Genomic DNA, 11,747 nt, shown 5'->3' on the forward strand with positions numbered 1-11,747 from the left:
CCTGCACCACGCCCTGCACCACGCTGTGGTCATACAGATCGAAGGTGCCAGCTACCGCCTGCGCAGCCATGCCGACCTCATACCCGAGCATGTCCGCGCCAACGCCCCGATCGCTCCCCCGCCTCCGCCGAAGCGCCGCGGGCGACCGCCAAAGACAAGGAATGGAGCCGCTGATCACTAACGCCGGCTGATCACCGGGACCGAGCAAGTGGGGAATTTTACTTCGGCACTTTTGGGGAAAATTGAAACGGCGTTGACAGACACCATTGTGCTGAACATTTGCTGCTGCACAGGCGTCATGCGCCAGGGTGACCTTGAAACCCTTGTCGGCCGCAGCGCGAACAGTGGCGTCTATGCACATCTGGGTCATTGCACCGCATATCGTAACTCCTTCTATCTGCGCGCCGCGCAATATGTCCTCCAGATCGGTGCCGACGAAACTGTTCGGCCTGGCTTTTGTGATGACTTTCTCTGTCCCGGTTGGCTCCACGCTGACATGAATCGCGCTGCCGGGTGTTCCAGGCCGGAAGAACGGCGCGGAATTTGACGGCATCAAATGCTGGACATGGATAATCAACATGCCGGTTTCCCGGGCGGTTGCGAGTAAACGCGCCGCATTTGACGCGGCAGCATCCATGTTCGGCAAGGGCATCTTGCTTCCACCGAAACTTGGGAAATAGTCGTTTTGAATATCGACCAGCAGCAGGGCGGATTTTTTCATTTTGTCCTCGTTCATTTGGTGCAACTGGGGCTGTCTCGTCTTTACGTGCTCGCGGACCCTGATTACGATTGGCAGAAATGACGGATTTTGTGCCAGATATGCCAAAAGCGGCCATCATCAAATATGAAGGTGCCCAACAGTCCGCGTTGTTTGGATTGGGCGAAATTTTTGAGACGGCGAACCGTATGGCCGACGGCGAACCCGGGCCACGTCTCTTCCATGAAGTCCTCGAACCCGCATCGTTGAACAGCCAAGGAAATTTCGATGCGGTCATTCTGCCGCCAACCCTGACGGGCGCGAGAGGGGCTAGCGACAAGAAGCTGCATCGTTGGATCAGAGACATGCATTCCCGAGGAGCCGTTGTCTGCTCTGCCTGTGCCGGAGCTTACTGGCTGGCGTATGCGGGGATTCTGGACGGACGGCCGGCCACCACACATTGGGCTCTGGAGAAGGATTTCAGGTCGACGTTTCCCAAGGTGCATCTTCGGCCGGAACGTATCCTGCTTGATGACAACGACATCATAACTGCGGGAGGTGTGATGGCTTGGGTCGATCTTGGAGTTCAACTTGTTGGCCGCTGGATGGGGCCATCCGTTGTTTCCCGCATCTGCCGCCAGATGCTTATAGACCCAACCGGGAGGGAACAGCGCAACTACCGTTCGTTCCGTCCCGGCCTGTCGCACAATGATCAGCCCGTTCGCGCATTGCAGCTTTGGATGGAAGGCAATGCGGACAGCGATCTCTCCGTCAAAGCGCTGGCGGGCCGCGCGAATTTATCCATGCGTACCTTGCAACGAAGATTCACCAGCAACACCGGCCTTTCGGTCAATCAGTATGTGCAGGAACTGAGAGTGGAAAAAGCAAAGGGAATGCTCGAACTCACGGAAATGACAGTGAGCGAAATTTGCTGGCGCGTTGGTTATCATGATTTGTCGGCGTTCAACCGCCTGTTCAAGTCGGTGACCGGCCTGAGTGCCGGAGAGTACCGGCGCCGGTTCAAGATCAATTACGCCCAATAGGAACGAACACCAGAAACCAGATTGCGGCTTTTATTTTTGCCCTGACAGGCTTTCGCACAAGCACGGTGCGAGAGCATCAGCTATCGTTCCCTCTTGTTGCTTGTTCCAAACCCCGCGAGCTCCCGCTTCAGGCGCCATTCCTGGCATTCCCCTTCACGTATTCTGAGGTAATAGTGTCCGCATGATTTCCGTGCCGCTGCCCTTCATTGTCGCGCTTGTTCTGACCTTTTTGCTATGTCTCATCATGACACAGAGGGAAAGCGGCTACAGACCTGCCATAGTCTTTCTGAGTGCCTGTATCACGCTGCTCGTGGTTGTCGGACTGCGGTGGAGCTACGAGGCCCCGGTTTTCCGGTTCCTGCAACCGGTGACCGCGGCATTTCTGCCACCTGCCGCGTGGCTGTGCTTCTCTGGTCTGAACGGGCTGGCGAAAGGCCCAGCCTGGCACCATTTCGTGCCAACGGGAATAGTGTTTGTGCTTTCGGCGCTGTGGCCATGGGTTTATCCTCCTATTGACGCCCTGCTGGCCGCGCTGTTCCTCGGCTACGGTGCAACGCTGATGCGGCGTGGCCTCGCAGGAGCGGACCTTCTAACCGGAGCCCGGCTGAGCGATGCCCCGCAATCCGGCCGGGCGGCTGCCTGTGCGGGCGGACTACTGTTGTTTTCCGGGATGGTCGATCTGGCCATCGCCATGGATTTCGGGCTCGGCGGTGGCGGCCACGTCCGGGGGATCGTCAGCGCTGCAAACCTTCTGGTTCTGCCGCCGATTGCCTGGGCGGTGATCGTGATGGTGCGCTGCGTGCCGCAGCCCGAATCGGCACCTGTGGCCGGGAATTCCGAGGACCCGGCTTGGCAAGGCCTCCCGGCACCCGCCGACAACCAAGTCATGGCAGAGGTAGACCGGATTCTGGCCGAGCGCAGGCTTTACCGGGATCCGGACCTGACACTGGACCGGCTTTCGCGCCGTTTGGGCATTCCCGCCCGGCAGGTCTCCAGAGCTATCAACCGCAAGCTGGGCCAGAATGTGTCGCAGGCCATTAATGGATGGCGCATCCGCGACGCAATGGAACTGCTGGTGGAAACAGACCGCCCGGTGACAGAGATTATGTTCGACTGTGGTTTCCAGACGAAGTCGAATTTCAATCGGGAGTTCCGGCGCGTTGCCGGCACCTCGCCCAGCGGCTGGCGCCGCCAGGCCAGGTCCGGCACAATCGCTTCGGTCAGCGCGGTGGAAGCGTTTCCTCCAGAAAGCTGATGATTGCCGCGGAGATTTCCGCATGGATCTCTGCGCGGCCACGGCTGCCGCCATCCCGGCAGATAATTCCCTCTCCCGGCACTTCCGCCTCGATCAATGCTTCTCCCCCTGGCTTGCATCGCTGCATGAAGCTGAAGTGGATTGCATCCGGGATTGTCACCTTGCGGGTACTTCCGGCGGGCAAATGTTCGCTAAGCCAACCGGATTCCAGTTCCGCCGGCATATCGCCGACATCAATGCCCGCGCCAAGTATGAGGGCAGGAACAGGCAGCGCAGCGAGGCTTTCCGGTGTGAAACCCCGAGCCAGGCCAAGGTCCAGGGAGACAAAGCTATTCACACGCGGGTCACGAAAATCCTGACCGAGGGCGGCATCAGCCAGCCCGAGTTCTCCGGAAAGGGAACAGGCCCGGAGATTGGCGTTGACCTCACAATCCCGCGCGAACCGCACCGGGTCGAACCGGCCACCCGCAACAGCTGTCACCGTCCAGCCGCCCAGCGAATGGCCGATAGCGGCGATGCGGCTTGGATCGATCTCTCCAGCCAGTGCCGGATCTGCCAGAACGCCATCGATGGTGCGGCTCAGATCGCGCGGCCGCTCCCAAAGCATCTCAGCCTGAATGGGATTCCGGTCAAAGGTGGTCGTTCCGGGATGATCCGGGGCGGCAACTGCATAACCCTGTCCTGCCAGTTCTCCGGCCAGCCAGTTGAGGTTCCGCCAGTTGCCGCCGAACCCGTGCGACAACACGATGAGGGGATGCGGCCCTGGTTCCGGCGTTGCTCCGGGAATGGCACTGATGCCGATGAACGCCGGATTTTCGCCGATTGGTTGAGGTGGGGCGTTGTCTTCGGCCGGATACCAGAGTGCGACATTCAGCGGACGAGTGCCTTCTCCATCGATACCGAAATGGCGAAAACCGGTCGCTTCGGCTTGTGCGGAGGCGGTCACGCAAATCAAGCACGCGCTGGCGGTGAAAGAGGTCTTGAGCATAACAAAGGTCCTTCTGTGCAGTGAACCTGCGCTTCATCAGCCGAAATGACGGCATGCGAGACCTGAATCGCGATCGAGGACCAAAGATTTCTGTTCAAAGGGTGGGTAATATCCACATTGGGCTTTGATGAGTTTCTTGGAAAGCATCACGATCGCGAATGCGCCCGCCCAAATCTCTTCATTTGGCAGGTGAGGCATCAGCCCCTAAACCAAAGTCACAGAATAATATTCATAATTGGAAAGCGGTCATCACATGGAAAACCACGCGGAGCTTTTTGAGGCATTGCAGACATATTTTGACGGTTTGTTTTTCTGCGACAAGGACAAGCTGGACGTCGTGTTTCACCCTGCGGCGAGTCTGTTTGACGCGGAGAAAGGTGTGATTTTTGCCGAGCCGGTTGCGAGTTTCAACGCTGACGTGGGCGGCAATGCGGCCAACTCGCCCCATGCCCTGGGCCAGGAGCCGGATGCGGAGATCCTGATGGTGGACTACCTGTCGCCGGTCAGCGCGGTCGCGAAGATCCGCTTTCGCGCGCGCAAGAATGTGTATCAGGATCACCTGTCGCTGCTGAAAGGCGAAAACGGATGGCAGATCGTGGCCAAGGTTTGGTGCCTGGAGAAAGTGGTGGACCGGATCTGAGGGAGGGTCAATCCAGCCGCTGCGGGTCTTGTCGGAAACTCCTGGCATGGGCTGCCGCGGCACCGCCCGGCAACCTGCACCCTGTCCACTGACCTGTTTGCGCGGGCAAGGTGCAGGACCTGCCTGGCCGCTAGGTGTCGCTGCCAAATCGGTCTATCGTTTGTTTAAAGGTGAAAAATCCCAGATCCAGACGCGGGGGGGGGGAGAGAGCCGCTATCCCGCAGAAGCGCATCATCATCTCATTTGGATGAAAGCATTGGCGACAAGGCGATCTGGCGGTCTGTTGCACTGGCGATGAGGTCCGGGTCATGGCTCACCAGAAGCAGGGCGATGCCTTGATCGCGCGCAAGGCCCGTCAAGAGCTGAATAACCTCCTTTTGGGTCAATGGGTCGAGACGCGAGGTGGGTTCGTCCGCAAAAAGGAACACCGGGTCCAGCAGCAGAGCGCGCGCTATGGAGAGGCGTTGCAACTCGCCGCCGGAAACCGCGTCCGGCTTGCGTGCGAGAAGGCCTTTCTCAAGGCGGAGCCGTTCCAGCAAGGGCGGCAGACGGTCGCGCGGGATGCCGTGCAGCGCCATGAGATCCTCCAGGCCCTTTCCCAAGGCCGGGTGCGGCGCAAAGGAGGCGGGCGGATCCTGCCAGAGTTTCTGGAAGCGCATGCGGGCCTGCCCGTCGCTGCGCGTCACCCTGCCGGTGGCGGGCGCCGTGATCCCCAGGAGCGTATCGCCCAGCGAGGATTTCCCCACACCGGAAGGACCGCAAAGCCCCACCACCTCACCGGCATGCAGCACAAGATCCAGGCTCTCAAACAGTTGACGCCCACCGCGTTCAACGGTGACCCCCTGCGCCGACAGAACAGGCGTTCCCCTCCGGGCGGAGGGGCTCTTTTGCCAATGCCGCGGCTCCGCAGCGATGAGTTCCGCTGTATAGGGATCGGTCGGGGTCTTGAGCACCTGTTCAGCCGGGCCGCGTTCGATCAGCTGTCCCTTGCGCAGCACCAGGATCTCGCCACCTAGGGCCTCTGCCAGCTCAAGGTCATGGGTGATCGTCAGCAGCGCACCGCCGTCGTCTGTCACCCGTCTCAGGCGCAGTGCAACCTCGTCGCGGCGGGCGAAATCAAGCCCCTTGGTCGGCTCGTCGGCGACGACGATCCGCCCCCCTCCGGCGCGGGCGGCGGCGATGGCAAGACGTTGCGCCATACCGCCCGACAGCTCGAAAGGGTAGCGCTCGGCGGCCTGGCCGAGACCAAGCGCGGCGAGGTCTTCGCTGGCGGCGGCGGCGGCATTGGTCTTGCCGGCCACCAGCCTGTGGACCTCCGCGACCTGTTGCCTGGCGCGCATCAGCGGGTCCAGCGCGCGCCACGGCTCCTGCGGCAGCACAGAGATGGCGTGCCCCCAGAGGGAGGCAAGCGCCTTGGGATCGTCGAGAGCGACAGGCGCACCCTCGATGTGCAAAGTCCCCTGAGCGTGCAAGCCCGGTGGCAATGTCCCGAGGATGGCCTGGGCAAAGAGGCTCTTGCCAGAGCCGGTCTCGCCGATCAGGGTGACGGACTGCCCCGCTGCGACACGCAGAGCGATCCGTTCGACCATCGCGGCTTGGCTGCCCTTGACGGTCAGGTCAGCATTCAGAAGCGTCATACCTTGGGGCCTCCAGCGATGAGTGTCAGGGCGAGCAGGGTTGCCATTGTGGCGATGACCGGTTGCAACAGCGCCCAGGGCGCCTCGCGCCAATAGGGCAGCAGTTCGACCATCATCAGCCCCAGTTCCGGCGTCGGTGCGCGCACGCCTACCGACACGAAGCCGAGCGCGGCAATCCCCATGACGACTGCGGCGAAGGTCAGCGCGAAGGTGGCGCGCAAGACCGGGGCCAGTTCCGGCCAAAGATGCGTGCGGAAGATATAGATCGGGCCGAAGCCGAGAAGTCTGGCGGCCTCGACCGCCGGCGCGGCAATCTGCGCACGGATGGCGGCGCGCGTGAGGCGAAAGATCTCGACCCAGAGCGTCGCGGACAGGCCGGCCCAGAAGGCCAGCGGCTGGTTCGGCAGGATCAGCCCGGCGATGAGCACGATCAGAAGCGCGGGCAGTGCCACAATGGAATCGGCGAAGAGCACCAGCGCACGATCCACCCAACCGCCGCGCCAGCTTGCCAGCGCACCGAGCGCCACGCCAATCGCCGCAGTGGTCACCAGCGTCACGAAGGCGATCGTCAGCGACAACCGAAGCGCCGCGGCAAGGCGCGCGGACATGGAGCGGCCGAGGTGATCGAAGCCGAAGGGCGTTTCGGCGGAGGGCGGTTGCAGCGCATTCAGGAGGCTTTGGGCGGTGGGGTCGGTCTCGTTTACCAGCGGCAGGCCGAAGGCGAAGAGCAGAACGGCGGCGAGGATCGCCAGGCCAAGGCATCTGGGCATCATTGCGCTGCCTCTCTCGGGTCGAGCACACGCGCGGCGATATCCGCAAGCGCATTGATCAGGACAAAGGCAAGACCCATGATCAGCGCCGTCCCCTGCACCATGGGCACATCGCGGTGGAACACTGCATGGACGAGCGCATGGCCGATCCCCGGCCAGCCGAAGATGGTTTCCACAACCACGACCCCTTCCATCAGCGCCACGAATTGCGCGGCGATCAGCGTCAGCACGGGCACCGCCACGTGGCGTAACCCGTGACGCAGGACGACCTGTCGTTCGGACAGGCCTTTCCAGCGCGCAAAGCGCCACCAATCGGAGTCGCGCGCCTGCACAACCGCCTCGCGGGTGATGCGGGTGGTGTTGGCGGCGAGACCGAGCGCCAGTGTCAGGCCGGGCAAGATCAGGTGCCGCGCCTCGCCATGGCCGGCAGCGGGCAAGAGCCCCATGCCGATTGCGACCACAACGATCAGCACCAGCCCCAGAAGGAACTGCGGCGTGGCCTTAAAGACGGAGGCCAGGAGCACCGTGGCCCGGTCGAACCATCCGCCGGGGTGCAGCCCCGCCCAGAGACCCAGCGGCGGGCCGATCAGCAGCGACAGGAGGATCGCCACGCCCGCCAGCTCCGCCGTGGCGCCGAACTGATGCGCGATTTCGGCCAGGACGGTTTCCCCCGTCACCAGCGAGGTCCCGAGATCACCGCGAAACAGGCCCGCGATCCACCCCAAGAAGGCGGAGATGCCCGCCGGGTCGCCGATCTGGCTGCGCACCAGTTCGGCGTTCTCGGCGGTCACGTTGTCATAGCCGAAACGCGCGGCGGCGATGCGAAAGATCATGTCCCCCGGCAGCGCGCGCATCATGGCGAAACTCAGCACGCCGACGAGGATGGCAACCAGCCCCGCCTGCGCCAGGCGCCAGCCCAGAGAGCGGCCAATCGAGAGAAGCATTATTCGGCCCAGGTGACGGAGGCGAGACCGAGGGTGCGCTCGAACGGGTCGATGACCACGCCGGAGACCTCGTCCGAGACTGCCATGTTGAGCTCGTACCAGGCGATGGGCAGGACCGGCATTTCCTCGTGCAGCGTGGCGACGAGATCCTCGCGGGTGCCCTCCGGCGCGGTACCCGCGGCCATGGCTTTGACGCCTTTGGTGAAATCACCGTTCGACCAGCCCATCGCGCCCCAGTCGCCGCCCGGTGCATAATCCTGCAACAGGGTGCCGACCGGATCGGGAACCAGTGCAAAATTGCGGGCAAAAAGCGCGGTGGAAAGCGTTCCGTCGTTATGCTTGGCGGGGATTTCGGAGAAATTCGTCGAGTTGATCACCGGCTTTGCGCCCAGGGCGGCAAATTGCTGCTCCAGCACGGCGGCCACAAGCGGCAGCTCCGGGCGGTCGGGATAGGTCAGCAGCTCGATTTCCATTGGCTTGCCGTCCTTTTCGAGGATGCCCTCTGCGTTCGGCAGCCAGCCCGCCTCGGCCAGCGCCGCCTTCGCGGCCTCGGGATCGTAAGCGAGCGGTGCCAGCGTCGTGTCGTGCCATCCTGCCATGCCCGGGGGGAACATCTGGGTCGCGCCGGTTTCGTAGCGCAGCACGGCCTTGGCGATGCCTGCGCGATCAATGGCGAGCGAAAGCGCCTTGCGGGTGGCCTGGTCGAAAATTTCGCTATTGACCTTGAGCATCAGGACACGCGGGATCGGCGCGGACCGCACCTGCAGACCCTCCGCGCCCTTGAGGCGGGTGAAGGACGCCGGATCGAGCGAGAGAGTGATATCCGCATCTCCGCTCTCGGCCATCAGAGCGCGGGTCTCGGAGCGGCCGACACCATGGTAGACAGCCCGATCAATAGCCGCCGCATCGCCCCAGTAGTCGCCGAAGGCTTCGACGGTCATCTTGTTGGGTGGGGAGAATTCGGTCACCCGATAAGGACCGGTGCCGATGACTTCGGTCACCGGCCCGCCAGCGAAGGAAGAGGGTGCGATAATCGCGGAACGGTGCTCCGCCAGCATGGCGGGCAGCATGGCGAAGGGTTCGGTCAGCGTGATCGTCACAGTCTGGTCTTCGCTCGAGATCGCCGCGACCGGCGCCTTGGCCAGCAGGCCGCCATTGGCCCGCAACCAGTCCAGCGCCTTGGCGGCAGCGGCGCCATCCATGGCGCTGCCGTCATGGAAGGAGACGTTGTCGCGCAAGGTAAAGATCCAGTCCAGCCCGTCAGCGGACGATTTCCATTCAGTGGCCAGACCGGGGACAAGCCTGCCCTCGGCGTCAGCATCGACCAGTGTTTCGGTCACGTCCATCTTGAGGAAAACATGACCGGAAGTCACCGGATCCGCGCCCGTGAGCTCGAAGGGGGCGACAACGTCAAGCACGCCATCATTGGCCATAGCCGGCAGTGCGGTGCCGGCCATCAATAGCGAAAGGGTGAGAGTGCGGAACATTGGTGTCTCCGTTCAAAAAGTTTCGTCGTGCCGTTGCGTGGTGCTGCCTTCAGGGGCGAGGTAGCAATGTCTGGTAAGCGAGAGGGCCTGCTCCTCCAACGGTCATCGGGCTGATGTGATACTTTATAACATAACGAATGCAACAAAAATTTCTCGTTTCAGGCGAGGAACCATTCCTCTGCCTTTTTACGGGCTGGAATGGCGTAGGGGATGAAGCCGAGACGGGGAAAATCACGCTCCAAAACGGCGCTTCAATTGCGCGGAACAATTGAGTTTGTGCCTTTCCGTGCCGGGGCCATGATCCTACTAGAGGTCATGACCCCGGCTGAGGTTGCGGCAGGAATGATCAAGCCAAGTGGCGCCTTAAATATTATCGTTGCGCACGTCGAGAGCGTCGCGGAGGCCGTCGCCGATGAAGTTGAAGCTGGATACGGCGATGGTGATCGCGGCGCCGGGGATGATCGCCAGCCAGGGAGCGGTTGCCAAGTACTGCTGAGCCCCGTTCAGCATGTTGCCCCAACTGGGCAGCGGCGGCTGAATACCAAAACCGAGGAAGCTGATATAGGCTTCCAGCAGGATTGCACGGGCTACGGTCAGGGTGGCGGCGACGATGATTGGCCCCATGGCATTAGGCAGGATCTCGCGGAACATAATATGTGACCGGCCTAGCCCCAGCATGCGCCCGGCGAGTACGAATTCCCGCTCTTTGAGCGAACGGACTTCGGCCTCGACGATCCGTGCAACCTCCATCCAGCTTGTCACGGCTATGATGACAGTGATCATCACCGGGCTCGGTTTCAGAGCCGCCGCCAGGGCCAGAAGCAGGAAGATCGTCGGGTAGGACAGGAACCCGTCGACGGTCCGCATCAGCACGGCGCTGATCCAGCCGCCGCGATAACCGGCGATCACGCCGACCAGCGTGCCGACCAGGATCGACAGCACCATGGCGAAGAACCCGACCAGAAGCGAGATCCGTCCGGCCATCAAGAGCCGGGCGGCAATGTCCCGCCCCAGCGGGTCGGTGCCCAGGTAATGATCGCCCGATAAGGGCGGCGAGAACCTCGCTCGCAGGTCGATATAGAGCGAGTCATAGGGCAGCAGATAAGGCCCGACAACGCAGGCAAGCGTCAGCAAGCTGATCATCAGCAAGCCAAGGAGCGCCAGACGATGGCTCAGGAAGCGCCGCATTACGCGGCTTTGCCACCAGCGGCTGGGGGATTGAGTTGCGGCGAGTGTAGTCATTTCGGTGGCCTCTTGTTTCTTCGGGGCTGGCGTCAGGCCAGACGAATGCGGGGATCGACGACGGCGACGACGATGTCGGCAATGAGATTTCCTGCGATCGTGAGGATGGCCGAGAACATCAGCAGTCCCATCACAACCGGGTAGTCGCTGTAGCCGAGGCTATCGAGGAACAGCCGTCCCATGCCCGGCCAGGTGAAGACGGTTTCCGTTACCAGCGCCCCGGTCAGGATCGAGGGCAGCTGCACGCCGGCGAGGGTGATCATCGGCAGAAGTGCGTTGCCGACCACGTGCTTCATCAGCACCCGGCGTTCGCTCACCCCCTTTGCACGGGCAGTCTTGACGAATTCCTGGCTGATCGCGTCCAGGGTTGCAGTGCGCATGTAGCGGCTCCAGATCGCGATATGGACCAGTGCCAGCACCACCGAGGGCATGATCAGGTGGTGCAGGTAATCCAGCACCGACGCGTCGCCGATCGTGTACATGTTGCCTGCCGGCAGCCAACCCAGTTTCAGCGAGAAGACGTAGATGCCGATCAGGCCGAACCAGAAGGTCGGGATCGACAGGGCGACCATGGCACCGACAGTCGCAGCATAGTCGAAGAGCGAGTAGCGGTGGGTGGCGCCGCGAATGCCGATCCACGTGCCGATCGCGATTGCGATTACGGTTGAGGATCCCATCAGCAGGAATGTGGCGAAGATATGCCGGCCGATTACCGCCAGCACCGGATTGCCGTCGCGGAACGATGTCCCCCAGTCACCCTGCAGGAGCCGCCAGGCCCAGTCGAAATATTGCACCAACAGCGGGCGGTTCAGACCAAGCTGCTCGGCGAGCCGCGCCTTGTCGGCTTCGGTCATCCCCGGATCGAGCGCATATTGAGCCATCGGCCCGCCCGGAATGAGGTTGAGCACGGTAAAACCAATGATCGAGACGATCACCAGCAATACGATACTCTGAATGAGGCGTTTGAGTAGGAATGCGGGCATGTTCTCCTCCTTCCGAGACAGGCAGCGTGGAATAGTGCCCACCGCCCGGGGCAATCGCCCC

11 protein-coding genes are annotated in these 11,747 nt (G+C 62.1%); 3 read left to right on the forward strand and 8 right to left on the reverse strand.

Features of this window, described 5'->3' with window-relative positions; all coding sequences use genetic code 11:
* The coding region (locus GKC28_RS26755; protein WP_302480812.1) for a cysteine hydrolase family protein at window positions 1-721 on the reverse strand (721 nt) is incomplete at its 3' end.
* A gap of 77 nt (window positions 722-798) precedes the next feature.
* On the opposite strand from GKC28_RS26755, the gene GKC28_RS19600 reads away from it, so the two are divergent.
* Both GKC28_RS19600 and GKC28_RS19605 read left to right on the forward strand, forming a co-directional pair.
* The gene (locus GKC28_RS19600) at window positions 799-1,740 is read left to right on the forward strand and encodes a GlxA family transcriptional regulator (protein ID WP_174148689.1); all 942 of its coding nucleotides are present in this window, start codon (window positions 799-801) and stop codon (window positions 1,738-1,740) included.
* Window positions 1,741-1,984: 244 nt separating this feature from the next.
* Window positions 1,985-2,995, forward strand: coding sequence for an AraC family transcriptional regulator (locus GKC28_RS19605; protein WP_217434153.1), 1,011 nt, complete (start codon window positions 1,985-1,987; stop codon window positions 2,993-2,995).
* Here GKC28_RS19605 and GKC28_RS19610 read toward each other — a convergent pair.
* Window positions 2,961-3,983 (reverse strand): alpha/beta fold hydrolase, encoded by a 1,023-nt coding sequence (locus GKC28_RS19610; RefSeq protein WP_174148691.1) that lies wholly within the window; start codon window positions 3,981-3,983, stop codon window positions 2,961-2,963. The two genes, GKC28_RS19605 and GKC28_RS19610, sit on opposite strands and share 35 nt — an antisense overlap.
* Window positions 3,984-4,236: 253 nt before the next feature.
* Between GKC28_RS19610 and GKC28_RS19615 the strand changes: the two genes are divergently transcribed.
* A complete protein-coding gene (locus GKC28_RS19615) occupies window positions 4,237-4,623 on the forward strand; it encodes a nuclear transport factor 2 family protein (RefSeq protein WP_174148692.1) in 387 nt (128 codons plus the stop codon).
* A 239-nt stretch (window positions 4,624-4,862) separates the two neighbouring features.
* On the opposite strand, the gene GKC28_RS19620 is transcribed toward GKC28_RS19615, so the two are convergent.
* The 6 genes from GKC28_RS19620 to GKC28_RS19645 form a co-directional block, all read right to left on the reverse strand.
* Entirely contained in the window at window positions 4,863-6,260 is a 1,398-nt protein-coding gene (locus GKC28_RS19620; RefSeq protein WP_174148693.1) for an ABC transporter ATP-binding protein, read from the reverse strand.
* Window positions 6,257-7,033, reverse strand: a complete 777-nt coding sequence (locus GKC28_RS19625) for an ABC transporter permease (RefSeq protein WP_174148694.1) — start codon at window positions 7,031-7,033, stop codon at window positions 6,257-6,259. Before GKC28_RS19625 ends, GKC28_RS19620 begins: the two co-directional genes overlap by 4 nt.
* Window positions 7,030-7,974: an ABC transporter permease gene (locus GKC28_RS19630; protein WP_174148695.1), complete on the reverse strand. Its 945-nt coding sequence runs from the start codon at window positions 7,972-7,974 to the stop codon at window positions 7,030-7,032. Before GKC28_RS19630 ends, GKC28_RS19625 begins: the two co-directional genes overlap by 4 nt.
* Entirely contained in the window at window positions 7,974-9,461 is a 1,488-nt protein-coding gene (locus GKC28_RS19635) for an ABC transporter substrate-binding protein (protein WP_174148696.1), read from the reverse strand. Before GKC28_RS19635 ends, GKC28_RS19630 begins: the two co-directional genes overlap by 1 nt.
* Window positions 9,462-9,824: 363 nt before the next feature.
* Window positions 9,825-10,703: an ABC transporter permease gene (locus tag GKC28_RS19640; RefSeq protein ID WP_174148697.1), complete on the reverse strand. Its 879-nt coding sequence runs from the start codon at window positions 10,701-10,703 to the stop codon at window positions 9,825-9,827.
* 32 nt (window positions 10,704-10,735) lie between these two features.
* A complete protein-coding gene (locus GKC28_RS19645; protein WP_174148698.1) occupies window positions 10,736-11,686 on the reverse strand; it encodes an ABC transporter permease in 951 nt (316 codons plus the stop codon).
* Between the last annotated feature and the right edge of the window lie 61 nt (window positions 11,687-11,747).

The organism is Leisingera sp. ANG59 (assembly GCF_013317235.1).
Lineage (GTDB): Bacteria > Pseudomonadota > Alphaproteobacteria > Rhodobacterales > Rhodobacteraceae > Leisingera.

Excerpts from the sequence above, each read along its gene's own strand:
- GKC28_RS19640 (WP_174148697.1), bottom strand. The coding sequence starts at position 10,703 with ATGACTACACTCGCCGCAACTCAATCCCCCAGCCGCTGGTGGCAAAGC.
- GKC28_RS19600 (WP_174148689.1), top strand. The coding sequence starts at position 799 with ATGACGGATTTTGTGCCAGATATGCCAAAAGCGGCCATCATCAAATAT.
- GKC28_RS19620 (WP_174148693.1), bottom strand. The coding sequence starts at position 6,260 with ATGACGCTTCTGAATGCTGACCTGACCGTCAAGGGCAGCCAAGCCGCG.
- GKC28_RS19645 (WP_174148698.1), bottom strand. The coding sequence starts at position 11,686 with ATGCCCGCATTCCTACTCAAACGCCTCATTCAGAGTATCGTATTGCTG.
- GKC28_RS19605 (WP_217434153.1), top strand. The coding sequence starts at position 1,985 with ATGACACAGAGGGAAAGCGGCTACAGACCTGCCATAGTCTTTCTGAGT.
- GKC28_RS19630 (WP_174148695.1), bottom strand. The coding sequence starts at position 7,974 with ATGCTTCTCTCGATTGGCCGCTCTCTGGGCTGGCGCCTGGCGCAGGCG.
- GKC28_RS19610 (WP_174148691.1), bottom strand. The coding sequence starts at position 3,983 with ATGCTCAAGACCTCTTTCACCGCCAGCGCGTGCTTGATTTGCGTGACC.
- GKC28_RS19625 (WP_174148694.1), bottom strand. The coding sequence starts at position 7,033 with ATGATGCCCAGATGCCTTGGCCTGGCGATCCTCGCCGCCGTTCTGCTC.
- GKC28_RS19635 (WP_174148696.1), bottom strand. The coding sequence starts at position 9,461 with ATGTTCCGCACTCTCACCCTTTCGCTATTGATGGCCGGCACCGCACTG.
- GKC28_RS19615 (WP_174148692.1), top strand. The coding sequence starts at position 4,237 with ATGGAAAACCACGCGGAGCTTTTTGAGGCATTGCAGACATATTTTGAC.